Annotated in this window: 23 protein-coding genes, 1 tRNA gene and 1 pseudogene; 19 read left to right on the top strand and 6 right to left on the bottom strand. The window is 65.1% G+C overall.

All coding sequences use genetic code 11. From position 1 onward, the window contains the following. Window positions 1-241: 241 nt before the first annotated feature. Entirely contained in the window at window positions 242-961 is a 720-nt protein-coding gene (locus tag PHO31112_RS01230) for a pirin family protein (protein ID WP_150618819.1), read from the top strand. Between the two features lie 143 nt (window positions 962-1,104). On the opposite strand, the gene PHO31112_RS01235 is transcribed toward PHO31112_RS01230, so the two are convergent. Continuing rightward, the gene (locus PHO31112_RS01235; protein ID WP_343042692.1) at window positions 1,105-1,590 is read right to left on the bottom strand and encodes a 6-pyruvoyl trahydropterin synthase family protein; all 486 of its coding nucleotides are present in this window, start codon (window positions 1,588-1,590) and stop codon (window positions 1,105-1,107) included. Continuing rightward, window positions 1,587-2,849, bottom strand: a complete 1,263-nt coding sequence (locus PHO31112_RS01240; protein WP_150618820.1) for a GTP-binding protein — start codon at window positions 2,847-2,849, stop codon at window positions 1,587-1,589. The genes PHO31112_RS01235 and PHO31112_RS01240 overlap by 4 nt, the downstream gene beginning before the upstream one ends. A gap of 663 nt (window positions 2,850-3,512) precedes the next feature. Between PHO31112_RS01240 and PHO31112_RS01245 the strand changes: the two genes are divergently transcribed. The 5 genes from PHO31112_RS01245 (at window position 3,513) to alkB (ending at window position 7,599) form a co-directional block, all read left to right on the top strand. Continuing rightward, a complete protein-coding gene (locus PHO31112_RS01245) occupies window positions 3,513-3,923 on the top strand; it encodes a copper resistance protein CopC (protein ID WP_150618821.1) in 411 nt (136 codons plus the stop codon). Beyond that, window positions 3,923-4,912 carry a copper resistance D family protein gene (locus PHO31112_RS01250; protein WP_150618822.1) on the top strand — a complete coding sequence of 330 codons (990 nt, stop codon included), beginning with the start codon at window positions 3,923-3,925 and terminating at the stop codon, window positions 4,910-4,912. The genes PHO31112_RS01245 and PHO31112_RS01250 overlap by 1 nt, the downstream gene beginning before the upstream one ends. Window positions 4,913-5,000: 88 nt before the next feature. Next, a complete protein-coding gene (ada, locus tag PHO31112_RS01255) occupies window positions 5,001-6,188 on the top strand; it encodes a bifunctional DNA-binding transcriptional regulator/O6-methylguanine-DNA methyltransferase Ada (RefSeq protein ID WP_246177602.1) in 1,188 nt (395 codons plus the stop codon). Next, entirely contained in the window at window positions 6,185-6,943 is a 759-nt protein-coding gene (locus PHO31112_RS01260) for a 2OG-Fe(II) oxygenase (RefSeq protein WP_150618823.1), read from the top strand. The genes ada and PHO31112_RS01260 overlap by 4 nt, the downstream gene beginning before the upstream one ends. Then, on the top strand, window positions 6,940-7,599 hold the full coding sequence (gene alkB / locus PHO31112_RS01265) for a DNA oxidative demethylase AlkB (protein ID WP_150618824.1): 660 nt from the start codon (window positions 6,940-6,942) through the stop codon (window positions 7,597-7,599). The genes PHO31112_RS01260 and alkB overlap by 4 nt, the downstream gene beginning before the upstream one ends. A gap of 39 nt (window positions 7,600-7,638) precedes the next feature. Here alkB and PHO31112_RS01270 read toward each other — a convergent pair whose 3' ends face one another. Together PHO31112_RS01270 and PHO31112_RS01275 are read right to left on the bottom strand one after the other, a co-directional pair. Next, window positions 7,639-8,259 carry an NAD(P)-dependent oxidoreductase gene (locus tag PHO31112_RS01270; RefSeq protein ID WP_150618825.1) on the bottom strand — a complete coding sequence of 207 codons (621 nt, stop codon included), beginning with the start codon at window positions 8,257-8,259 and terminating at the stop codon, window positions 7,639-7,641. 49 nt (window positions 8,260-8,308) lie between these two features. After that, window positions 8,309-9,025: a DsbA family protein gene (locus PHO31112_RS01275; protein ID WP_150618826.1), complete on the bottom strand. Its 717-nt coding sequence runs from the start codon at window positions 9,023-9,025 to the stop codon at window positions 8,309-8,311. Between the two features lie 126 nt (window positions 9,026-9,151). Here PHO31112_RS01275 and PHO31112_RS01280 point away from each other — a divergent pair, with 126 nt between their 5' ends. Beyond that, window positions 9,152-10,081: a LysR family transcriptional regulator gene (locus tag PHO31112_RS01280; protein WP_150618827.1), complete on the top strand. Its 930-nt coding sequence runs from the start codon at window positions 9,152-9,154 to the stop codon at window positions 10,079-10,081. Window positions 10,082-10,289: 208 nt separating this feature from the next. Continuing rightward, complete coding sequence (locus PHO31112_RS01285) at window positions 10,290-12,008, top strand: acid phosphatase (RefSeq protein ID WP_150618828.1); 1,719 nt, start codon at window positions 10,290-10,292, stop codon at window positions 12,006-12,008. 92 nt (window positions 12,009-12,100) lie between these two features. Here the strand turns inward: PHO31112_RS01285 and PHO31112_RS01290 are convergent, their stop codons facing one another. Beyond that, complete coding sequence (locus PHO31112_RS01290) at window positions 12,101-12,556, bottom strand: MarR family winged helix-turn-helix transcriptional regulator (protein WP_150618829.1); 456 nt, start codon at window positions 12,554-12,556, stop codon at window positions 12,101-12,103. 190 nt (window positions 12,557-12,746) lie between these two features. On the opposite strand from PHO31112_RS01290, the gene PHO31112_RS01295 reads away from it, so the two are divergent. The 6 genes and pseudogenes from PHO31112_RS01295 (at window position 12,747) to PHO31112_RS01320 (ending at window position 17,870) form a co-directional block, all read left to right on the top strand. Then, window positions 12,747-14,432 (top strand): FAD-dependent monooxygenase, encoded by a 1,686-nt coding sequence (locus PHO31112_RS01295; protein ID WP_150618830.1) that lies wholly within the window; start codon window positions 12,747-12,749, stop codon window positions 14,430-14,432. Window positions 14,433-14,461: 29 nt separating this feature from the next. Continuing rightward, window positions 14,462-14,674, top strand: a complete 213-nt coding sequence (locus PHO31112_RS01300; protein ID WP_150618831.1) for a DUF2783 domain-containing protein — start codon at window positions 14,462-14,464, stop codon at window positions 14,672-14,674. A 109-nt stretch (window positions 14,675-14,783) separates the two neighbouring features. Beyond that, complete coding sequence (locus tag PHO31112_RS01305) at window positions 14,784-16,220, top strand: MFS transporter (protein WP_150618832.1); 1,437 nt, start codon at window positions 14,784-14,786, stop codon at window positions 16,218-16,220. A 72-nt stretch (window positions 16,221-16,292) separates the two neighbouring features. Next, a pseudogene (locus PHO31112_RS01310) lies at window positions 16,293-17,078 on the top strand (NYN domain-containing protein); the annotation flags it as partial. Between the two features lie 84 nt (window positions 17,079-17,162). Then, window positions 17,163-17,239, top strand: a tRNA-Val gene (locus PHO31112_RS01315). Window positions 17,240-17,573: 334 nt separating this feature from the next. Then, entirely contained in the window at window positions 17,574-17,870 is a 297-nt protein-coding gene (locus PHO31112_RS01320) for a hypothetical protein (RefSeq protein WP_150618834.1), read from the top strand. 122 nt (window positions 17,871-17,992) lie between these two features. Here PHO31112_RS01320 and PHO31112_RS01325 read toward each other — a convergent pair whose 3' ends face one another. Continuing rightward, a complete protein-coding gene (locus PHO31112_RS01325) occupies window positions 17,993-18,886 on the bottom strand; it encodes a LysR family transcriptional regulator (protein ID WP_150618835.1) in 894 nt (297 codons plus the stop codon). A gap of 146 nt (window positions 18,887-19,032) precedes the next feature. On the opposite strand from PHO31112_RS01325, the gene PHO31112_RS01330 reads away from it, so the two are divergent. The 5 genes from PHO31112_RS01330 to argG all read left to right on the top strand — a co-directional run bounded on the left by PHO31112_RS01330 (window position 19,033) and on the right by argG (window position 24,534). After that, entirely contained in the window at window positions 19,033-19,713 is a 681-nt protein-coding gene (locus PHO31112_RS01330; RefSeq protein WP_150618836.1) for a glutathione S-transferase family protein, read from the top strand. Window positions 19,714-19,729: 16 nt separating this feature from the next. Further along, entirely contained in the window at window positions 19,730-20,704 is a 975-nt protein-coding gene (locus PHO31112_RS01335; protein ID WP_150618837.1) for a pyridoxamine 5'-phosphate oxidase family protein, read from the top strand. A gap of 494 nt (window positions 20,705-21,198) precedes the next feature. Continuing rightward, on the top strand, window positions 21,199-22,047 hold the full coding sequence (locus PHO31112_RS01340; RefSeq protein WP_150618838.1) for a DMT family transporter: 849 nt from the start codon (window positions 21,199-21,201) through the stop codon (window positions 22,045-22,047). 143 nt (window positions 22,048-22,190) lie between these two features. Then, on the top strand, window positions 22,191-23,087 hold the full coding sequence (locus tag PHO31112_RS01345; RefSeq protein WP_150618839.1) for a LysR family transcriptional regulator: 897 nt from the start codon (window positions 22,191-22,193) through the stop codon (window positions 23,085-23,087). A gap of 112 nt (window positions 23,088-23,199) precedes the next feature. Then, on the top strand, window positions 23,200-24,534 hold the full coding sequence (gene argG / locus PHO31112_RS01350; protein ID WP_150618840.1) for an argininosuccinate synthase: 1,335 nt from the start codon (window positions 23,200-23,202) through the stop codon (window positions 24,532-24,534). Window positions 24,535-24,642: the final 108 nt, after the last annotated feature.

Below are 24,642 nucleotides of genomic sequence, written 5' to 3' on the forward strand. Positions count from 1 at the left end.
ACATCGCGCGGCGGCACGCGCACCCATGCTGGCGCTTTCGGCCATTTGTACCCCGCCCGATAGGAATCATCTGCCTCCCCACCGGACGGTGAGCTATCGCCAACCGATCTTTATTGTCACATATTAGTTGACAATTATTCGCAAACCATACGGATTGTAGTTCTCCGTCAGGACTCTAAAATGACATTCATCGAGGCCAATCAAGCCTCCTAACGAAACGATGAAGACACAGGAGCCCATCATGCTGGACATCAGAAAAGCTGCAGACCGAGGCGTTGCCGATCACGGCTGGCTTAGTTCGCGCCACACGTTCTCGTTCGCCAATTATTACGATCCGAAGCAAGTCGGCTTTTCCGATCTGCTGGTGATCAACGACGACCGCGTGGCCCCGGCACAGGGCTTCGGCAAGCACCCGCACCGCGATATGGAGATCTTTTCGTACGTGCTCGAAGGCGCGCTCGAACACAAAGACACCATGGGCACGGGGTCGGTGATCGAGCCGGGCGACGTGCAGTTGATGAGCGCCGGGCGCGGTGTTGCGCACAGCGAATTCAATCACTCGCCCACGTCGCCGGTGCACTTCATGCAAATCTGGATCGTGCCGAATCAGACGGGGATTGCACCGGAGTATCAGCAACGGCGCTTCACGCCTGAGGAAAAGCGCGGTCGACTGCGCATGATCATCTCGCCGGACGGCAGCGATAGCTCGCTGCGTATCCATCAGGATGCGCGGGTGTATGCCGGTCTGTTCGACGGTGACGAGTCGGCCACGCTGACGCTCGCGCCGAACCGCTACGCCTATGTGCATGTGGCACGCGGCAGCGTGAGCCTGAACGGGGTGGCGCTGGGTGAAGGGGACGGGGTGCGCGTGCGCGACGAAACCGCGCTCACACTCTCGAACGGCACCGACGCCGAAGTGCTCGTGTTCGACTTGCGGCCGGTGGAAACGCCCAACTTCTAAGGCGAGGCAGGTAGACGCTGCGTACGGTCTGCTTCCCCACGTATGTGGCGTCTTGGACGCGACTCTCCACGCGCCCGCGCGGCCGGCACCTCACGGTGCCGGCCGCGTTTTCTTATGGCGACGCCCGGGATTCCTCAGGCCATTCAGGCATCGCGCATTGTGAGCGAGCAGGCGTCGCCACGTGCGTCGCGGCTGACCGTGACCCGCGAGAGCCCGGCCAAGTGCGGCGCCAGCGCGCGCCAGATAAACGCACAGAGATTTTCCAGCGTGGCCGGGCCGAGACCGGCCACATCGTCGAGCAACCGGTGATCGAGCCGCTCGCTCAACCGGCTCAATTCGGCATCGAGGCAAGCGAGATCGAGCACCATGCCGCTCTCGCTCTGCGGACTGCCCGTCACTTCGACCGTCGCCCGGTAGCTATGGCCGTGGACGCGACGGCTCGCGTCGATACTCGGCGAATCGATGTCGCGCCGAATCAGCGTGTGCGCCGCTTCGAACACGAAGCTGCGCGCGAGCGTGAACTGTGCCCGCTTTTGTGTGACGGCGAGACTGCGGGGGCTGCGCTCCATCGTCCGCTTCAGCGGGCGCTCACGCTCGCCACGCGACTTGCCCGATCCCTCACGACTCATGCGTTCTCGCTCGCCATCTCGCTTTCCATCTCGATCGGCAGCGCATGTTCGGCATCGCGCCACGCACGATCGCCCTGCGACAACTCGACAGCACTCAGACAACACGCGTGGAACGCCCGTTCGATGGCACCGCGATCCATGTCGCGGCCGATGAAGACCACCTCGTTGATGCGATCGCCCCACGGCGCTTCCCAATTCGCCTCGATAGCCGCACGCTGCGGGTCGCCTTCCGGCGGCCATTGCTCCGCGTCTGCGGCGGCCCACCAATGACCCACGGGCTCCAGCGTCGCGGTGTTGCCCGCACGGGAGTAGGCCAGCGCCCACGCCGGTCGGTTCGCGGCCCAGACATACCCCTTGGCGCGAATCAGCCCATCGAACGGCATCGACATGAACGATGCGAAACGCGCCGGATGCAGCGGCTCACGCTGGCGCAGCACGAAGCTCGTCACGCCGTAAGTGTCGGCTTCCGAGTCGTGCTCGCCGGCGAGCGCTTGCGCCCATCCGGCCATCTGTTGCGCGCGCTGCGCATCGAACAGCCCCGTGCCCAGCACTTCGGGCAACGGCACCTGTCCGCGCCCGCCCAACACGATGCGGGCCGACGGATTGAGGCCCGCAATCAACGCCTTGACGGCGCCGAGCCGCGCCGCATCGACGCAATCCACCTTGCTCACCACCACCACGTCCGCGAACTCGATCTGCTCGGTCAGCAGTTCGGCAAGACGCCGCTCGTCGTCCTCCCCTGCCACTTCGCCGCGCTGTGCAAGCGTGTCGAGGCTGTGGAAGTCTTCGAGCACATGCAGGGCGTCGACGACCGTCACCATCGTATCCAGACGCGCAATGTCGGCGAGCGACTGGCCGGCCTCGTCGCGAAACTCGAACGTCGCGGCCACCGGCATCGGCTCGGCGATGCCCGTCGACTCGATGAGCAGGTAATCGAAGCGGCCGTCCTGCGCAAGCTCACGCACGGCGATAAGTAAATCCTCGCGCAGCGTGCAGCAGATGCAACCGTTGCTCATCTCGACGAGTCGCTCTTCCGTGCGCGACAGTGCCGCACCCGCGTTGGCCGCGCCGCGCTCCACGAAAGAGGCGTCGATGTTCACCTCGCTCATGTCGTTGACGAGCACGGCCACTCGCAAGCCGTCGCGATTGCGCAGCACATGATTGAGCAGCGTGGTTTTGCCCGCGCCGAGAAAGCCGGAAAGCACGGTGACGGGCAGGCGGCGATCGGCGCCGCCGGATTTCACGAGAGGGAGAGTCATGGCAACAAAGTCCTGTGATCTTGTGGGGCGGGCGAGGCGCGCTCAGCACACGCAATCCCCCGAAGGATGCGCGCCGACGACACCCGGCCGGAATGTCTCGCCGCACCCGCCGCCTGGGATGGCTGGCACGGCAATGCGTGACGCCGCTGGCGCGCGCCGTCGGGGGACCGGCACGGCATCACGCACGACGGGTACGTCGGCGCGCATTCGTGGCGGTGCCCGCCGTTCACCGGACACCGCGTAGCAAACAACCCCGGCGGGGGTGAGGCGACACCAACACGTCGCACCAGCGTCATCGCCCATCGCCCATCGCGCCGCGCTGTCCGCAGGCAAATTAATGCAACAGAGTTGCAATATGTCGCGATGATACGGTGGCAATTCTATTTTTGCAACTCAGTTGCACATACACGACAGGCAGTGCAACGGCTGACGCGACACATCGCCGCGCGAAGCCTGTCGCCGGAACCCACGGGCGGCTGCACGGGTCAGCAAGGTCTGCGATACTGCGTGAGCGGCGCGGGTCGCGTATCCATGCGGGCCGGATCGGCCGCCGACTGCCCCGGCGTCGGGTGCACGACGGGCTGTGCCCAAGTCGCCGGTGCGCCCGCGAGTGCCGCTTTCCAGACCTTCCCGACCTTTCCGTCTTTTTTTGCCGAACTCGATATGCGTTCTTCCAAGATCCCTTCCCACGCGCCTCGTACCACTGCCTTGTTGCGTCGTGCGACGCAGGGCCTCGCGCTTGCGACAGTTCTGGGGCTAGCCGGGCTCTCTCAGGGGGCATGGGCACATGCGCACGCCGTATCGAGCGAGCCCGCCGCACAGGCCACTGTCGAAGCGCCGAAATCGGTGCGTGTCACGTTCGACTCGGTGCTCGAAGGCGCCCTCTCGAAGCTGAGCGTCGTCGACGCCCAGGGCAAGCCGGTCACGCAGACGAAGTCAGAACTCGACGCCGCGCGCAAGACACTCACGCTATCGCTTCCCGCACTGCCTGCGGGCGACTATCAGGTGAACTGGACCGCCGTGGCGAGCGACGGCCATCGGACGCAAGGCCGCTTCAAGTTCACTGTGAAGTGATGTCGAGCGATCTGGCCGCCGGGGCGTGGCAACCCGCCACGGCGGGACTGCTGAACCTCGCGCTGGCGCTCGCACTCGGCGTATTGCTGTTGCGCAGTCCACATGCCGTGCGGCGCAGTCTTACGATGCGCGTGCTGCCCGCGTTTGCCGCCGGGCTTGCCGTGCTCGCGTGGACTGCATACGTCGTCGCAAGTACCGAGGCGATGACCGGTGGCGACTGGGAAAACACGTCCGCCATGCTCAGCGACGCGTGGCTGGTGCTCACACAGTCGCACTTCGGCCGGATGCAGTGGGTCGCGGGGCTCGGCGTCGCGCTGCTGTGTGCGGGGGCATGGGCCTGGTACGACGCGCGCCGCCGTCTGCGAGCCGTGCTGCCTATCGCCGACGATCCCCGCGACCGGCATCATCGGCGCGAGCATCGTCAGGAGCGTTACGCTCGCACGGTCTACGCCGTCGGGGCCGTCGTGCTGACGCTCGCTCGCGCCGGCACGGGGCACGCGGCCGATGCGTCGACGCCGTGGCTCGCCATCGGCGTTCATGCGCTGCATGTCGGAGCAGCCGCGTCGTGGGCAGGCGCGTTGCTCGTGGCCGGATGTGCGATCCCGAGTTGGCGTCATTGGCCGGTCGGTGCGCGCGCCGCCTACGGTGAACGGCTGTCGTCGGTCGCCGCGCTGGCGATGTTCGTGGCGCTCGTGACGGGAGCGTTCAACGCCTGGCGCATGCTTGGTGAGACGCCCTCGCTGGGGGTCGCCGATCAGAACGCGCCGTATCTGGCGTGGCTGATGACGAAGCTCGTGCTTGTGGCCTGTGCCGCGTTGCTCGGGGCCTGGAATCGTTGGCATTTCCTGCCCCGTCTTGCGCTCGATACGGGTGAGACCCCGCTCGATACGACGGCTTTCGCACGCGTCGTCGCCATCGAAGCCCTCGTGCTGGTGATGGTGATGAGTCTGGCTGCGAAACTTGGCACCACGATGCCCCCGGGCGTCTGATCGAATTCGATAGCAAGAAACGGAGCGCAGCGTCGCGCCCCGCTCCCTACACTGAAGGCAACACTTCAGTCATCGGGAGAACACCGTGATGCGTACCGACCAAATGACCGCCAAACGTCCGCTTCGCCCCGGCACCGCCACCTCTGGCTCGCGCGATGCGCAGGCCCGGGCAGCGTCTGCCCCGGTCACGCCGCGCTATGCGACCGACAACGCCAAGTGGGCGGCGGTCGTTGCCCGCAGCAAGCAGGCAGACGGCGAATTCTTCTACTCCGTGCGCACGACCGGCGTGTATTGCCGCCCATCGTGCGGGGCGCGGCTCGCACGGCGCGAGAACGTGGCGTTCCATACGGATCGGGCAGCGGCCGAACGGGCGGGCTTTCGTCCGTGCAAGCGCTGCAAGCCGGATCAGGACGCACTCGACGCTCGGCACGCTGCACTGATTAGCGCCGCGTGCCGGCGTATCGACACGGCCGAGGCGCCTCCACGTCTGGAAACCCTCGCCGCCGAGGCAAGCCTGAGTCCGCATTATTTCCACCGGCTCTTTCGCGCCGTCACGGGTGTGACGCCTCGCGCCTATGCCAACGCCCGCCGTGCCGAACGTGTGCGCAACGCGTTGCCTTCGGCCGAGAGCGTCACGTCGGCGTTCTACGATGCCGGATTCAATTCCAACGGTCGCTTCTACGCGAAAGCCGATGCGTTGCTCGGCATGAAGCCGGCCGCGTTCCGCGCAGGGGGCAAGGCCGAATCGATTCGCTTCGCCGTGGCGCAGTGCTCGCTCGGCGCACTACTGGTTGCCGCCACCTCGCGCGGCCTGTGCGACATCTCGTTGGGCGACGAACCCGAGCAGCTCGTGCGGAATTTGCAGGACCGTTTCCCGAAGGCAGAGCTGGTTGGCGCGGACGCCGAGTTCGAACACTGGGTCGCACAAGTCGTCGGGTTTGTGGAGTCACCGCGCATGGGTCTGTCGTTGCCGCTCGATATACGTGGCACCGCATTTCAGCAACGCGTCTGGCAAGCGCTTCGGGAAGTCCCCGCAGGTGAAACCGCCAGCTACGCGCAAATCGCCGAGCGCATCGGTTCACCTCGTGCAGTGCGTGCGGTGGCGCAAGCGTGCGCGTCGAACAAGCTGGCCGTGGCGATTCCGTGTCACCGGATCGTGCGCAACGACGGCGCGCTGTCGGGCTATCGCTGGGGGGTCGAGCGCAAGCGCGCGCTGCTCGCTCACGAGCGTGGGGAAAGCGGCGAAGCGTCGAACCCGGATAAGGGGGAACTGTGAACGCTCGCCCCTCGCCGCTCACGTCCCCCGAGTCGGTCAAATCGCTCGATTGGGCCGCACTGGAAGACGAACTCGATCGCTTCGGTGCGACGCGCATTCCCCGTCTGCTGAATGGCAACGAATGCGGCGATCTCTGCGCGATGTACGGCGAGACGAACGGGAGAATGAACACTATGCCGACATCGCCCCGCTTTCGCAGCCGTGTCGTGATGGCGCGTCATGGTTTCGGACAAGGGGAATATCAATACTTCGCCTACCCATTGCCGCCGCTCGTCGCCGAACTGCGCGAAGCGTTCTACGCGCCGCTGCGTGAGATCGCGCACCGCTGGCACGCGGCGATGGGCATCGATGTCCGCTACCCGCCCACACACAGCGTCTACCTCGCGCAATGCCATGCGGCCGGGCAGCGCCGCCCCACGCCGTTGCTGCTGCGTTACGAGGCGGGCGACTACAATTGCTTGCATCAAGACCTCTATGGGGAACACATCTTCCCGTTGCAGGTGGCCATTTTGCTGTCGCAGCCCGGCGAGGATTTCACGGGCGGCGAATTCGTCCTCACTGAGCAGCGTCCGCGCATGCAGTCGCGTGCCGAAGTGGTGCCGCTCACGCGCGGCGACGCCGTCGTGTTCGCCGTGCACCACCGTCCGGTGAACGGCACGCGCGGGGTGTATCGCGTGAACATGCGACACGGCGTGAGCCGCGTGCGCAGCGGCCATCGGCATACGCTCGGCGTGATCCTGCACGACGCCACATGACACTCGATCTCTTCGGCAACGCAAACGACAACGCCCGCCACGACAGCCCGCCAGCCGACGAACTCGGTCCGGGGGCCTTCGTGCTACGGGGGTTTGCGCAGTCGCAACTGACCACGTTGCAGGCCGACATCGATGCGGTCATTGCCCAGGCGCCGTTGCGTCACTGGCTGACGCCGGGCGGCAAGCGCATGTCGGTCGCCATGACGAATTGCGGGGAAGCAGGCTGGATCAGCGACCGGCAGGGATATCGCTACGGCACGCACGATCCGCTCTCGAAGCAACCGTGGCCACCGATGCCTGCCTCGTTCGTTGCACTCGCCCGTCACGCCGCCGAGGCGGCCGGTTACCCCGACTTCAGACCCGACGCCTGCCTCATCAATCGCTACGCGCTGGATGCGCGACTCACGCTGCATCAGGATCGTGACGAACGCGAATTGGGGGCACCCATTGTGTCGGTCTCGCTGGGACTGCCCGCGACCTTCCTGTGGGGAGGCCTCCAGCGCAGCGATCGCACACGCCGCGTGCGTCTTGCGCCGGGCGACGTGGTCGTGTGGGGCGGGCCGTCGCGGCTCGTCTATCACGGCGTTGCGAGCGTCGAAGGCAGCTTCGACGCTCAGGCCGTGCGTTACAACCTCACGTTCCGGCTGGCGCGCTGATCGTTCTCGCGAGCGGCGCGCACCGCCGTCGTGCTGCGCTCAATACCCGACCGTGAAACGCGCGCGCGGGTGCTGATTCTTCTCGAGTTCGTCGACCAGCGCGATAGCGTAGTCTTCCATCGAAATCCAGCTCTTGCCGTTGGCGTCGACCAGCAGGCCGTCGCCACCCACGCGGAACTTGCCCGTGCGCTCCCCCGGCTCGAACAACGCCGATGGCGACAGGAACGTCCAGTTCAGCGGCGAGTCTTTCGGCTCGGCGCGCAGCACTTGCAGAAAGACGCGGCCGGCGCTGGCTTCCGGCTTATAGGCCTCGGGAAATTCCGGCGTGTCGATGAGCGCCTTGCCCGGCGCGATTTCCAGACTGCCCGCACCGCCCACCACGAGCAGACGCGGCACGCTCGCGTGCTTCACCGCGTCGATAAGCTTGGCCGCATCCATCGACGCGAAACGACCGGCGCTGATCACGGCGTCGTGACCGGCGAGCAGCGGCGCGAGCGCCGCCGGGTTCGCCGCGTCCCCCTTGACGACGGCGAGACCCGCCTCGGCTTCGACCCGCTCAGGGTTCCGGGCAATTCCAGTGACGGTGTGACCACGTTGCAGCAACTCGGCGGCAACGCGCGTACCCACGCGGCCGGTAATACCAATCAAGGCGACTTTCATCAGGAATCTCCTGGAGGTGAGGGGGAATTCGGAATAAGGGGTGGAACGCTCAGCGCGCGCAGCCGTCGGGACCGCATTGCGGCAACACGCCCGCGTCGCCCTCGTTAGACGCCTTCATCTGCGCCGCCAGCAAACGCTCGCGCAGCGCATCGCGCCAGGCATCGGGTTGTGCCAGATAGCGGCCCGGTTCGAGCCGTTCGATCTGGCCGCCGATCTCGAGCGCGAAGGTCGGGAAGCCGCTGCCGCCCACCCGGGTGAGCCACGCACGGCTGTCGCGGAAATGCCGCATGAGCGCGGCCGCATCCTGTGCGTCGAAGGCGTTGGCGAAGGCGTCCCGGTCAAGGCCGAGATCTGCCGCGATACCGACGAGCACGTCGCGATCGGCGATACGCTTGCCGTCGACGTAATGGGCGCGCTGCAACGCGGCGAACATGTCGAGGCCACGCCCGGTCAGCGCCTGGGCAGCCAGCACGGCCGCCGTGGGCGGTGCGGAGTCGAACACGGCGGTGCCGTCGCGCAGCAGCCCTTCGAAATAAGCGTCGCCGAACGGCTGACCGGTGAGCGCTGCAATGCGATGGTCGTGCGGCACGACGTAGTTGCGAAGCTGCGGTGTGACGGGTTGCGCGTTCGGGCCGGCCATCATGCCGCCGCCGTGAAACACGACGTCGAGGCCCGCCACGTCGCGTGCCGCACGCACCAACGGCGCGGCGGCGTAGCACCAGCCGCACAGCGGATCGGCGATGTAATGCAACGTTGCCTGAGTCATTTCGGTATGTCCTGTGGGGTGCAGTGCCGTCGTTCGACGGCGTCTTATGAATGTCATCGTAGTCGCGTCAGTCGCTCAAAAAAAGCCCATAATGACGATCACTTTGTTGCATCGATCGAGCAAATCATGGACCGTCTGACAGCAATGCGTGTCTTTACCGAAGTGGCCGAACGCGGCTCACTCACGGCAGCGGCGCAGCGGCTGGACATGTCGCGGGCGATGGTCTCGCGATATCTGGCGGAACTCGAAGCGTGGCTCGGCACGCGGTTGCTGCACCGGACCACGCGCGCAGTGAGCCTTACCGACGCCGGTAACGATGCGCTGCCGCGCTGCCGCGAAATGCTCGGGATCGCCGACGATCTGGCGGGCGCCTCGCACGCCGACAGCACGCCGCGCGGTCTGCTTCGCGTAGCTTGCAGCACCTCGCTTGGTCAGGCGTTTCTCGCCTCAGCCGTCACGCGTTTCATCGTTCGGCACCCAGGGGTGGCCATCGATCTCGTGGTGGCAGACCGCACCGTCGATCTGGTGGACGAGCGCATCGATCTGGCGATTCGCGTGACCAACGAACCCTCGCCCGGTCTCATCGCGCGACGCCTCGCCACATGCCACTCGGTGATCTGCGCCGCACCGTCGTATCTCCAGCGTCATGGCACGCCGGAGCGCGCGGAAGACCTCGCGCTGCACAACTGTCTGACGTACACCTACTTCGGCAAGAGCCTCTGGCAGTTCACGTACAACGGCACGCCGCTCGGCGTGCCCGTCGGCGGCAATCTGTCGGCCAATGAAGTGAACGTGGTCTTCGCCGCCACACTGGCAGGCGCAGGCATCTCCATGCAGCCCGTCTATGCGGTGCTGCCGCATCTGCGCGACGGCACCCTGAAAGCCCTGCTGCCCGACTACGTGCCGCGCGAGATGACCGTCTACGGCGTATACATGTCGCGCAAGCAAATGCCGAGCGCTCTGCGCGCGTTGCTCGACGATCTGATCGAACAGTTCCGCACGGGGCTGTTCGAGGACACCGGCTACCCCGGGCGTCAAGCCGCGCCATCCGCCTGAAGCGCCTCGCAGCGTTTCGTCTGTCGTGACGCCATCGCGGCGTCACCGAATTGTCACACTCCCCGCGTAAAAACGTCGTCTGCCTCGCCCGCTCCGGCAAGCTGACGACGCCGTTCCCGTACGTCGACGTCAGCCCCTGCCAACCGGTTGCGGATGCTCGCGCGCGCCTGACCGAGCGCCGCTGCCCGATACGCCAATCAAGGACATCATGACGAACGACGCCACGCCCCACCCCCACAAGCCCGCTCTGGATGCCGATCTCGCACACGACGACAATCCGTCGGACCCGTCGCGTCGCCGTCTGCTTCAGGGCCTGGCCGCCATCGGTGCCGCCGGTGCGGCAGGCGCCACCACGGCATTGACCGGCTGTGCCGCCGAAGGCGGCGCCGGCGCCCCGACGGCGGTGGCCGCAGGCGGCACGTTCGACGCGCAGCTCAAGGCCAACATCAAGACGGTCGTCGTCATCTATCTCGAGAACCGCAGCTTCAACAATCTGTTCGCCGATTTCCCCGGTGTGGAGAAGCCGCTCTCGAAGGTCGCCGCGTCGGCCTACACGCAGCTCGATCGCGACGGCAAAACGCCGATGCCGCTGCTGCCGCCGTTCTTCGACGGCGTGGTGCCGCGCGCACAGACCCTCGGCGGGAAGAAGTACCACATCACCGAAAAGGACATCGCGCGTCAGCCGAACGCGCCGTTCATGCTCAAGGACATCGAGGGCCAGTTGCTGCCGACATCGGTCATCACGCGTGACCTGTGGCACCTGTTCTGGCAGAACCAGATGCAGATCAACGACGGCGCGAACAACCAGTTCGCCGCATGGGCCGATTCGGGCGGTCTGGTGATGGGCTACTACGGCGAGACCGCCAAGACGCTCGACATGTACAAGATCGCGCAGCAGTACACGATGTGCGACAACTTCTTCATGGGGGCATTCGGCGGCTCGTTCCTGAATCACCAGTTCCTGATTTCGGGTCGCCCGCCCGTGTATCCGAACGCGGCGCAGAGCCCCGCCAAGGACAAGATCGCCGTGCTGGCCGATGGACCGCAAGGTGTGCGTCTCGCCGTGGCCCCCGACTCACCCGCATCGGCCGCCGACGGCAAGCCGAAGTTCGTGCGCGACGGCGCCATCACGCCCGACAACTTCGCGGTGAACACGATGATGCCGGCTTACCAGCCGTCGCCGATCAAGCCGGCGGCGTCGGGCGACAAGCGTCTGGCCGATCCGTCGAACCCCGCTACGCTGCCGCCTCAGACGTTCGCCACTATCGGCGACCTGCTCTCGACGAAGGGCGTGTCGTGGGCATGGTATGCGGGCGCGTGGCAATCGGCGCTCGATCACAAGGGCGGCGCAGACAGACCGAACTTCCAGTACCACCATCAGCCGTTCAACTACTTCGCACAGTTCGCGCCGGGCACGGCCGCCCGTGAAGCGCATCTGCGCGATGGTGGCGAAGGCGACAGCCCGATCGCGAACAAATTCATCGCCGACGCCATCGCCGGCAAGCTGCCGGCCGTCACGTTCTACAAGCCGCAAGGCAACCTGAACCAGCACGCCGGTTATTCGGATGTGGAGTCGGGCGACCAGCACGTGGCGAACGTGCTCGCGCACCTGATGAAAGCGCCGCAGTGGCAGAACATGCTGGTTGTGATCACGTACGACGAGAACGGCGGCTGGTGGGATCACGTCGCGCCGCCGAAGGGGGATCGCTGGGGTCCGGGCTCGCGCGTGCCAGCGCTCGTGGTCTCGCCGTTCGCCAAGCGCGGCAATGTCGATCACACGTTCTACGACACCACGTCGATCCTGCGCTTCGTCACGCGTTTGCACGATCTGCCGACGCTCGAAGGCATCGCTCATCGCAACGCGGCTTTCGTCGCACGCGGCGCGATGCCGCCGGGCGATCTCACGAAGACGCTGACGTTCGCGTGAGCAAGCGATCGGCTTAGGCGAGAACACATAAGGAAAAGGGCACCTGCGGGTGCCCTTGCTTTTTTGGGGTGGCGCAACGCGCGGGGTGAGCGTCACTCAAGCGCGTCGAGTTCGTCCGAGCGCAACAACAGTTTGTCGAGCAGACGCTCGTACACGCGCATTTCGTCGTCTGTCAGCGCTTCGAACAACCGGTCGTAATGCGCGCGCGCCGCTTCTATCACCACACGCCACACACGCTCGCCTTCCGGCGTGAGCGCCACCTTGACCGCGCGACCGTCGTGCTCGTCCGGCCCGCGACGCACCAGCCCGCGCGAGACCAGACCATCCGCTCCCCGGCTCGCCTGACTCTTGTCGAGATTCGCCCGGCGCGCCAGCTCGGAATTCGACAACGCCCCCGCCGTGCCCACGGCGGCGAGCACGCGAGACTCGGCCAGACTCAACTGCGCCGCATCGGCATACGACTGCGCGATACGCTTGTCGTGCTGCTTCATTAGACGGTGCATCTTGTACGTCAGGAACTGATCGAGCAATTTGTGGGCTGGCCGCATTTCAGTGTTTTCCCCTAGACGAAATGGGTCGATATTTTGTTGCGAGCGCAACCTTAGCACACTAGAATTGTTGCGTTAGCAACTAAATGCTCGGTGGCGTTTTCGTCATTCGCACGATGTGCAACCGTTGTCTCTCCGCTGACACGAGACCCGCTGCACACGTGCCGAGCGGCTTATTGAGTGCCGCATCATGCATCGACCAGAGACCACCCCACGCGCGTCGCTTTATCACGCGTATCGCGTTCATCCCCACTTTGCGCCGCAGGGCGACACCCCGGAGGTGCCCGTCACCGTCGTCGGCGGCGGCCCCATCGGCATGGTCACGGCGCTCGCGCTGGCGCGCCACGGCGTGCGCTGCGTCGTGCTGCAAGCCGAGCAACAAGTCTCGGAAGGCAGCCGTGCCATCGTCTTCACACGTCGCTCGCAGGAGATTCTGCAAGCCGTGGGGGTGGCCGACGCCGTCGTCGCCAAAGGCCTGCCCTGGACCAGCGGAAATTCGTACTATCGCGGCCAGCGCGTATTCCGCATGGAATCGCCGGTGGACGAGGACGATCGCTTCGCGCCGCTCATCAACCTGCAACAGAACGTGCTCGAGAGTTATCTGGTGGACGCCGTCGAGCGTGAGCCGCTCATCGACATGCGCTGGGGCAACAAACTCGTCGCACTCGCACAGGATGCGCATGGCGTTGCCCTGCAAATCGACACACCCGACGGCGAGTACACGCAACGCACCGGCTGGCTCGTCGCCGCCGATGGGGCGCGCTCGACCGTGCGTACCGCGCTGGGCCTGCGCTTCGAAGGCGCGAGCTACGAAGGCCGCTTCGTCATCGCCGACATTCGTATCGATCTCGATCTGCCGACCGAGCGCCTCGCCTACTTCGCCCCCGACTGGAATCCGGGCAACACCGTGCTCATGCACCGTGAGCCGGACGGCATCTGGCGCGTGGATTATCAATTGCCCGCATCCGAAACCTCGGAGCACGCGCTGCAATCCGAGACGATTCGCGAGCGCATCGACGCGCAACTCGACATGATGGGCCTCGGCGGCAAACCGTGGGAACTCGACTGGTGCTCGGTGTATTCGGCACGCGCGCTCACGCTACCCGACTACGTGCAGGGCCGCGTGCTCTTCGCGGGAGACGCCGCGCATCTGCTGCCGATCTTCGGTGTACGCGGCGCCAACACCGGCTTTCAGGACGCCATCGATCTGTCGTGGAAACTCGCGGCCGTCGCGAAAGGCGCGGCGCCCGCGCCGCTGCTTGCCTCATACACGCACGACCGCGTGGGCGCCGCACGCGAGATCATCGCGGAAGCCGGCAAGAGCACGCGCTTCATGACGCCGCCATCGCACGGCTTTCGCGTATTGCGCGACGCCGTGCTGGATCTCTCGCTCGATCATGAATTCGTGCGGCCGCTGTTTCACTGGCGCACATCGCGGGCGCACGATTACCGCGACTCGCCGCTGAACTGCCGCGACGACGACAACGCGCAGATGACGGCAGGCCCCGCCGTCGGTGCCCCTGCACCGAACGTGAAGCGCGGCGAAAACGACTATCTCTACGACCATCTTGGCGCTGCATTTCATTTGATGACGTTTGGCGATGCACCGCTCGACGAGGGCTTGCGTCATGAAATATCAACGTGGCGTGAAAGCGGTGTGCCGGTAAAGGTGATCGCGTTTGCGGTGTCGCAGCGCTCCGTCGCAGGCGCGGACATCACGCTGCCCGATCCGGATGGCCGCGCCGCCGCGAAATATGGTGCGACCGGCGGCACGGCGTATCTCGTGCGTCCCGATCATCACGTCTGCGCACGTTGGCAGCGGCTTGACGCAAGGCGTCTTGCCAGCGCGCTCGCGCAGGCGACAGCTCGCGCCTGAGTCGTCGCGCCCTTCAAGGAAACACCGTCATGACTACCGAACAAACCGCCATCGCCGGACTCGAGGAAATTTACGACACCCTCGCACTGGCCATCGACGCCGCGCCGGAAGACAAACGCGAGTTACTGCTCGCCAAGGTTGCCCTGCTGCTGGCCCACGAGATCCGCGATCCGCAACGGGTGATCGATCTCATCGGACGTGCGGGGAGTCGCGCGCAGGATGCATTGACTCAAGCGAACTGACGCACCGTTCGGCCCCCTTCCCTTTGGCGTCCGCCCTCGACGGCGGCGCCGTTTTCATTACACCGCCACGTACAAACCAAGGCGGGGAGCGTTGGAGAAGACCCCTATCATGAGTCGCATCACGTCTGCCGCCGGCCTCGCCAGCGGCGTTGCCGCATCCGCATCCGCGTCCTCCGTCGCAGCCGCCTTCGATGACGCGCACGCGAAACAGGAGGCTCCGAACGACGCGCCGGAACGCGCCGTCGTCCGCAAGGTTTCCCGCCGCTTACTCGGCTTCCTGTTCGTGCTGTTCCTGTTCTCGTTTCTCGACCGCATCAACGTCGGCTTCGCCGCGCTCACGATGAGTCAGGATCTGGGGCTCACGAGCACGATGTTCGGCATGGCCTCGACCGTGTTCTATCTGACCTATGTGCTGTGCGGCGTGCCGAGCAATCTGATGCTCGTGAAGTTCGGCGCACGTCGCTGGATCGGCGCGATTCTGATGGCGTGGGGACTCGCCTCGAGCGCCACCATGTTCGCGCACGACGCCACGAGCCTCTACCTCATTCGCGCCATCGTCGGCATCACCGAAGCGGGCTTCCTGCCGGGCATGCTGCTCTACATGGGCGACTGGTTTCCGTCGGCCGCCCGTGCCCGGGCTAACGCCTGGTTCATGATCGCGATGCCGGTCACGTCTGCGCTGGGTGCCGCCGCATCGGGTTATCTTCTGCGGCTCGACGGTGTCGCCGGGCTCGCGGGCTGGCAATGGCTGTTCGTGCTGGAGGGACTGCCCACGGTGCTGCTCGGTCTCGTCACGTGGGGGTATCTCGACGACAAGCCGGCCGACGCGCACTGGTTGAGCACCGCCGAGAAGCAAACGCTCGACACGATGATTGCCCGCGACCGCGCTACGGCCAGCGCGCAGCAGGCAGGTACGCCGTCGAGCGAGGGCGGCAGCGTGTGGCGTGCGATCCTCACGCCGAGCGTGGCGACGTTCGCCCTCGGGTACTTCTGCCTCGTCAACACGCTCTCGCTCGCGTCGCTGTGGATTCCGCAGATCGTGAAGAGCTTCGGCACAACGAGCAGCAACGTCACCATCGGCCTGCTCGCGGCCATTCCGTCGGTGTGCACGATTGCCGGCATGATCTGGTGGGGACGCCGCTCCGACCGGTTGCAGGAACGTCGCTGGCATCTGGTGCTGCCGATGCTCTTCTCTGCCACAGGCTGGGTCGTGACGTGTTTCGCACCGAACCCATCGCTGCGACTGGCGGGGGTGGCCATGGCCTCGACCGGCGCCTATACCGCGATGGCGATCTTTTGGACGGCGCCCGATCGCAGTCTGGCGCCGCATACGCGCGCACTCGGACTGGCCGTCATCAACGCTGTCGGCAATCTCGGGTCGGCGCTGAGCCCGATCGTCGTCGGCATGCTCAAGGACTGGACACACTCCTTCACCTCGGGCCTGATGTTCGCTGCGGCGAGCTTGCTCGTCGGCATTGCGGTGCTGTGGTTCGCGCCATTGGGGCAACGGGCCCGGCAAGGTCGGCATCGCGGCGGCGCATACTGACCGGCATCAAGGCATGGCGGACACGGTTCCGGGCCATAATGCGGAACGTCTTCGCGATCAAGGAACCTCGCCATGCCTGAAAAAACACCGGTAGCCGCCCAGGGCCCCACGCTCGTCGTTCTCATCGATGCCGATAATGCCGCCCCCGCTATCGTCGAAGGCCTGCTCACCGAAGTGGCCAAGTACGGCGTGGCGAGCGTGAAGCGCATCTACGGCGACTGGACGAAGCCGAACCTCGACGGCTGGAAGAAATGTCTGCTTGAATACTCGATCCAGCCAATCCAGCAATTCCGCTACACCGTCGGCAAGAACGCCACCGACAGCGCGATGATCATCGACGCGATGGATCTGCTCTACACGGGGCGATTCGATGGCTTCTGTCTCGTCTCCAGCGACAGCGATTTCACGCGCCTCGCCTCGCGCATCCGTGAGCAAGGTCTGATCGTGTACGGCTTCGGTGAGCGCAAGACCCCGCAGCCGTTTGTGACCGCCTGCGACAAATTCATCTACACGGAATTGCTGCGCCAGGACGACGAGCCCGACGGCGACGAGGCGCCCGCGCCGCGCAAGCGCCGCACCGCGTCGGATCTCAAGCGCGACACACGCCTCGTGCGGCTGCTACGCAATGCCGTGACCGGTGTCTCGGACGAAGACGGCTGGGCCAGCCTGGGCCCCATCGGCAGTCACATCGCCAAGCAGGCACCCGACTTCGACGCGCGCAACTATGGCTTTGGCAAGCTGAGCGACCTCGTGACGACTATCGGTCTGTTCGACGTCGAGCAGCGTGCAGGCAGCGGAGGCAACAAGGGACTCTGGGTGCGCATCAAGCCGAAACGCGGGCCGGCGAAGCGCGGCGAATGAGCGCGCCGGAGACTTTTTCCGGCTATTTCGTGCGAAACACTTGCCAGGTTTAGAAATTGACCCTATAATCGCGGTCTTTCTAGGCTCGTAGCTCAGCTGGTTAGAGCACCACCTTGACATGGTGGGGGTCGTTGGTTCGAGTCCAATCGAGCCTACCAACGAATCAAAGCACAAGGCGTTGCGCGTTTTCGCGTGACGCCTTTTGTTTTTTCCGCAGCCGATTTTTCTGGCCTGCTTCTCTCGTCGATTCGTCCGGCACGCACGCTGGCGAAGCCCGTCCAGTCGCGTTACAAAACGACACATCCCAGACAAACTCGTAGCACCTGCTACGCGGCCTCGTCGCTACACTTGCCTCAACGGTTCGACGACAGGCATCGCTTCCCAACGCTTCACCCGCCTTCGCGAATCGATCCGACTCACTGGCTACATTGCCTACGCGCGCGCAGCATCCTCGCCCTTTGCGTCAACCTGCGAGCGCCCCTGGAGGTCATCATGAAACGCATGCTTGTCATCGCTGCCCTCGGCGCCGCCGCCGCTGTCGCTTCGACCGCCGCATCGGCCCACGTAGACGTTGGCGTATATCTGGGCATGCCCGGGCCGATCGTCGCAGCCCCGCCCGTCTACGTCGCACCGCAACCGGTCTATGTGCAACCGGCTCCGGTGTACGAAGCCCCGCAGCCGGTCGTCTACTACGGCCGCGAGCGCTGGCACGATTGGCGCGAGCGCCGCTGGGACGAGCGCCACGATCGCGGCTGGCACCGTGGCTGGCGTCGCGGCGACGACGACTGACCCCATCAAGTACGAAGCGGCCCGCCGGTTGGCGCCGGCGGGCTTTTTAAGCGGGAAGCGGCACTGCCGCTTTCCGCGTTCTTTTATCTGACGCCCGCGTATTCCCTGTCGCACGCGCGCGCTCACACCATCGGCACGTCGCGCAACTCGCGCTTCATCCACTCGACGAACGCCCGCGTACGCGACGGCAGCAGCCGCGCATGCGGATACACGATATTGACGGGACGTGCCGGCCCCTCGTAGTCCTTGAGTACGCGCACCAGACGTCCATCCGCCATCGGTATGGCCACCTGATACGAGAGGAAGCAGCCGTAGCCCATCCCGCCGATGCACGCCTCGACCGCGGTGAAGCCGTGACTGATTTCCAGATTGCCGTCGACCGGCACAACGAACTCGCGCCCGCCATCCCAGAACCGCCACTGCCCATAGCCGCCCCCATGCGAGCGGATGCAGTTCTTGCCGACAAGCTCGCGCGGATGCGCGACCTCGCCCTGCTCGGCCAGACATTCGGGGCTCGCCACCACCACACGACGAATCGCCCCGATGCTCTGCGCAACCAGGCTGGAGTCCTCCAATGGCGAGATGCGAATACCGACGTCGATGCCCTCCTCCCAGAGATTCACCACGCGGTCGTTGAGTAACAAACGGCACTTGACGGCCGGATAGGCGCGCAGAAAGCGATACAACGCAGGCGCGACATGCAGTTGGCCGAAGAGCACCGGCGCCGTGACCACGAGTGTGCCCGTCGGCGCTTCGTGCCGTGCCGCCAGCCGCGCTTCGGCCTCCTCTAGCTCGCTGAGTATCTGGCGGCATGTGTCGAGATACGTCCGCCCCTCTTCGGTCAGCGCGATGCGGCGTGTCGTGCGGTTGAGTAAGCGCACGTCGAGCGAAGTCTCAAGCGCCGCCAGAGTGCGCACCACCGCCGGAAGCGACGAATCGAGCGAGCGCGCCGCAGCGCTCAGGCTGCCCTGATCGACGATGGCGACAAACGTCTGCATGGCGCGAAGTTTATCCATGCCGCGCATCATTACTCCGATTTTCGGAGTAGTCAAATCAGCATTAGGGCATTTATCCGGAAATCGGCAGGATGGACAATTCGCTCATGGTGTGACGGCTCCCGCAACGGGGCCATCAACCGCCCGTCATTACCCGGAGACGTTTCATGACTCATCCTGCCGAAGCCCAAGCGCAACATCCCGTTCGCCCTGCGCGCCCGATCCGCCTTTATCGGCACGTGCTCTCGGGGCATTGCCATCGCGTCGAACTGATGCTGCACTTGCTGGATCTGCCCTACGAGACCATCGATATCGACCTTCTCGCGGGAGAACACAAGCAGCCCGCGTTTCTCGCCATGAATCACTTCGGTCAGATCCCCGTGATCGACGACGACGGGCGGGTGATCGCCGATTCGAATGCCATCCTCACGTATCTGGCGACGCGCTACGACACTCGTGGCACATGGTTGCCGCGCGATGCCGTCGCTGCCGCGAAGGTGCAGCGCTGGCTGTCGGTGGCGGCGGGCGATCTGGCATTCGGGCCGGCGGCGGCACGTGTCGTCGTGGTGTTCCAGCGCCCCGTTGACGCGAGCGCGATGATCGAGCGCGCTACGCTTTTGCTCTCGCGCACCGAGACCTATCTCGCCGCACCGCAAGCCACGCGGTTCCTCGCGGGCGACACGCCGACGATTGCCGACGTTGCCTGCTACGCCTATCTCGCACACGCCCCCGAGGGCAACGTCTCGCTCGCCCCCTATCCCGCCGTGCGTGCATGGCTGGCTCGTGTGGCCGCGCTACCGCGCTTCGTGCCGATGGTATCGACGGCATGCGGCCTGAACGCCGCCTGAACCTCGGGAGGAAATCATGACCGCGCCCGTAGAAACTTCGTTCGCTGCCTCGCCGTTCCATGCGGGCGAGATCGCCGTCCAGACACTCGCCGGTTCCCGCGAAGCCATGGCGGCTATCGGCGCACGCGTCATTCGTACCGCAATGCCGGATCAGCATCGCCAATTCTTTGCGCAGTTGCCGTTTCTCGTCGTGGGCGCGCTGGACGCACGCGGGCAGCCCTGGGCGACGCTGCTTAGCGGCACGCCCGGCTTCGTGCACTCCCCCGACGCAACGCGGCTGCGCGTCGACACGTTGCCGCCCTCGATCGATCCGCTGCATGGCGCGATGACGTTGGGCGCGCCGATCGGCATATTGGGGCTGGAGCCATCGACGCGTCGCAGGAATCGCGTGAATGGGCCGGTCGTCGAAGCCGACGCGCAGGGCTTCGCGATTCGCGTCGCGCAGAGCTTCGGCAACTGCCCGCAGTACATCCGCAAACGAGACATTTCGCCGGACGGTCACGACGAAGCACCCCGGGCCGAACCGGCGCAAACGTCGCTCGACGACGACGCGCGATGGCAGATCGCCAGCGCCGACACGTTCTTCGTCGCCACGCATTACGCCGGCGACGGCGCGACGCAACACAGCACCGGGGCCGACGTGTCGCACCGCGGCGGCAAGCCGGGCTTCGTGCTTGTTGAGGACGCACACACGCTGACGTGGCCCGATTTTCGGGGCAACGCGTTCTACAACACCCTCGGCAATTTGCACGCCAATCCGCGAGCGGGACTGGTGTTCGTCGACTTCGCGTCCGGCGACTTTCTTCACGTGGCGGGCGACGCCGAAATTCTCTGGCAGGACGAAGCAGAGAGCGGCTTCGAAGGCGCGCAACGACTCGTGCGCGTATATGTGCGCGAAGTGCGTCGCGTGCGCGGCGCGCTGCCCGCACGGTGGCGTGACGGCGAGACATCGCCCAGCGTCGAACGCACGGGTGCGTGGCCGACGGCGTGATCCCTCGTCGAGGTTAGGGCTTGCCGCGTGCAAACGCGACGTGTACATTACGAGCACGCCCGTCGAGTGACGGACATCGTTTGTTTCTTCATCGATCCATGACTGCTCGCGCGTCTCTCCGACTTGCCAAGTCCGACGTCGCACCGCTGCAATGCGGTGCCGGCTCGCGTCTGCGCGCGCGATTCACAGCAGTCGTACCTCCGCCGGCGCCGCCGGCCAGTGTAGCACCGCCCGCCGTGGTGGTTGCCGACGTCAGCGTCGTGGCCTGACGCCACGTCTGGCGCGCTGGGTGCCCAACACCCGGCACAACACCTTTTCATCCGAATTTCAGTGCTGATCCGCCTGCCGGCGCGTCGTCCGTCGTCCGTCGTACGCGACGACACGTCTTCACGTTGCGCATGCGCCCTGTGTTGCGTCACGGGAAATGGCGTTCTCTAGCCGTTTTCGTCGACGCGACGCCCGGCAGGCCGGACATCCTTTTCAGGGGAAGATCGATGCAAGTGGAAAGTCTCGCGTGGCGCCGGCATGGCGCAACGCTCTTGTTTGTTCTGTTGTGGAGCGGCGGCGCACTGGCCGCCAAATGGGGGCTGACGCATGCGTCGGCGTTTGCGTTTCTCGTGGTGCGGCTTGGCGTAGCGCTTGCCGCGCTTACGCTCATTGCGTTGACGCGCCGTCAATGGTGGCCGGCGGCGGGCACCCGATGGCAAGTCGCGGGCACCGGAGTATTACTCATCGGCGGTTATCAGGCGGCGTATCTGCTGGCGCTCGCGAACGACATCACGCCCGGTGCACTCGCGACGGTGCTGGGCGTGCAGCCGATTCTCACGCTCGTGGCGCTTGAGCGGGCGCACAGCGCGCGGCGTCTTGCCGGGCTTGCCCTTGCGCTTGTGGGACTGGCGCTCGTCGTCGCGCAGAGTCTGATGTCGGCGAGATTGTCGGCAGCGGGCTCGGTGTGGGCGCTAGGTGCGCTCGCGTGTATGACGCTCGGCACCCTCGCGCAGAAAAGCTCGCGCCAGACGCCGCTCGACGTGCTGCCGCTGCAATACGCTGTTGGGCTCGCGTTGGCACTGCTTGTCGCACCCACGCAGCCGTGGCACTTCGATGCATCGTGGGGCTTCTGGCTGCCATTGCTGTACATGGGCCTTGTGATTTCGGTCGGCGCTACGCTGCTGCTCTACCGCATGATCGCAACGGGCAACCTCGTCACCGTCACCAGTCTGTTCTATCTGGTACCCGTGGTGACGGCGTTGCTCGACTGGGGCATCTTCGGCCATCGCCCCACAACGCTCGCCGTCGCAGGCACCGCTGCGATCTTGTTGGGACTGCGGTTGGCGCTTCGATAGCGACGCACAAGCGGTGAAAACGGCACGAGCAGGGCAACGCCCTCGTCGGCTAAGATTGTCAGCTACCGGGTGACAATGACGGGATAAACCCTCTCGTTGTCACCCGAACTCTCTTACGACTGGAAACGACTGGAATCTTGCCGATGGATTTGCTCGACGATATGCGCATCTTCGTCACCGCCGTGGACGCGGTGAGCTTTACGGGGGCGGCGGCGAAGCTCGGGCTCTCGAAGCAGTTCGTGAGCCGCCGCATCTCGTCGTTGGAGCAATCGCTGGGCGTGCGGCTGCTGCTGCGCACGACGCGGCGGCTGGCGGTCACGGACCTCGGCCGGATCTATTACGAGCGTGCACGGCGAATTCTCGATGACGTGGAGGCTGCCAACCTCGCCGTGAGCAGTCAGGGCGAGCGCCCGCGCGGCAATCTGCGCGTCTCGGCGCCCATGTCGTTCGGGACAATGTTCCTCGGATCGGTCATTCCGTCGTTTCTCACGACATATCCCGACGTCACGATCGAGCTTGAACTGAACGACCGCACCGTCGACATTATTGCCGAAGGCTACGACGTGGCGGTACGCATCGGCGAGTTGGCCGATTCGTCGCTGATCGCCCGAACCGTCGCCCCCATGCGAATGGTCACGTGCGCCAGCCCGCGCTATCTGGAAGCCCGCGAAGCGCCGCAAACCCCGGAAGACCTGCGCGAGCACGCCTTGCTGCCCTACGGCCACACCCAGCGCGTAAGCTGGACCTACACACGGGACGGGCATCCAGTCGACATTCCAGTGGCCGGACGCTTGCGCGTGAACAACGGCGAACTAGCGCGCGACGCGGCCGTGGCCGGGCTTGGCCTGACGTGGCTGCCGGTGTTCATCGTCGCGCCGGCTCTGCTGAGCGGGCGGCTGGTCACCGTACTCGACGACTTCGCGCCCGCGCCGACGGCAATTCACGTGGTCTATCCGCAGCATCGTCAGGCATCGCTCGTGATCCGGGCGTTCTCGGATTTTCTGGCCTCGGCGTGCAGTGTGGCGGGTACGCAATGGTGAGAATTTGGGAGGTCGCGGCCGTCGCGGCACACGGGAATCGGCCGTCAGACTTGACCATCCATAGCCCAGACAGGGATACTTGACAGGTTAAAAACCCAGCTTTTTCACGCCGATGACCACGATTCTGCAACACATTCCCACGGGACAACGGGTCGGCATCGCCTTTTCGGGCGGTCTCGACACCAGCGCTGCGCTGCTTTGGATGCGCCAAAAAGGCGCGATTCCGTACGCCTACACGGCCAATCTGGGTCAGCCGGACGAACCGGACTACGATGAAATCCCTCGTCGCGCCATGGGTTATGGCGCCGAGAATGCCCGCCTGATCGACTGCCGCACGCAACTCGTGGCCGAAGGCATCGCCGCCCTGCAATCGGGCGCATTCCACATCTCGACCGCCGGTGTCACCTACTTCAACACCACGCCGATCGGCCGCGCCGTCACGGGCACGATGCTCGTCGCTGCGATGAAGGAAGATGACGTCAATATTTGGGGGGATGGCAGCACGTACAAGGGCAATGACATCGAGCGCTTCTACCGCTACGGTCTCTTGACCAACCCAGGCCTGCAAATCTACAAGCCGTGGCTGGACCAGACGTTCATCGACGAACTCGGTGGCCGCAAGGAAATGTCGGAATTCCTGATCGCCAACGGTTTCGATTACAAGATGTCGGTCGAGAAGGCCTATTCGACGGACTCGAACATGCTGGGCGCGACGCACGAAGCCAAGGATCTCGAGCACCTGAATTCGGGCATCAAGATCGTGCAGCCGATCATGGGCGTGCCGTTCTGGCGCGACGATTGCGCGATCAAGGCGGAAGAAGTCACCGTGCGCTTCGAAGAAGGCCAACCGGTGGCGCTGAACGGCAAGACGTTCGCCAATGCCGTTGAACTGTTCGAAGAAGCTAACCGCATCGGCGGCCGTCACGGTCTGGGCATGAGCGACCAGATCGAGAACCGCATCATCGAAGCGAAGAGCCGCGGCATCTACGAAGCCCCGGGCCTCGCGCTGCTGTTCATCGCTTACGAGCGACTCGTGACCGGCATCCACAACGAAGACACCATCGAGCAGTACCGCGAGAACGGCCGCCGTCTGGGCCGGTTGCTGTACCAAGGCCGTTGGTTCGACCCGCAGGCCATCATGCTGCGCGAGACGGCGCAACGCTGGGTGGCGCGCGCCGTGACCGGCGAAGTGACTATCGAACTGCGTCGCGGCAACGATTACTCGCTGCTCAACACGACCTCGCCGAACCTCACGTACAAGCCTGAGCGCCTGACGATGGAAAAGGGCGACTCGGTCTTCACGCCGCTCGACCGCATCGGCCAACTCACGATGCGCACGCTCGACATCGTCGACACGCGCGAGAAGCTGATGACCTATGCCAAGGCCGGTCTGCTCACCGCATCGAGCGACGATGCCCTGCCGCAGCTCGAAGGCAAGAAGAAGTAAGTCAGCCGGCTAATGCATCGCCCCACGGGGTGCTGCATCTGTGTTGTCTGTCACAACAGGCGGCGCGCCCCGAGAGGAGCGCGCCGCCTTTGTTTTTGGCCTGTCACG

The sequence above is a fragment of the Pandoraea horticolens genome, assembly GCF_902459555.1.
GTDB classification, from domain to species: domain Bacteria; phylum Pseudomonadota; class Gammaproteobacteria; order Burkholderiales; family Burkholderiaceae; genus Pandoraea; species Pandoraea horticolens.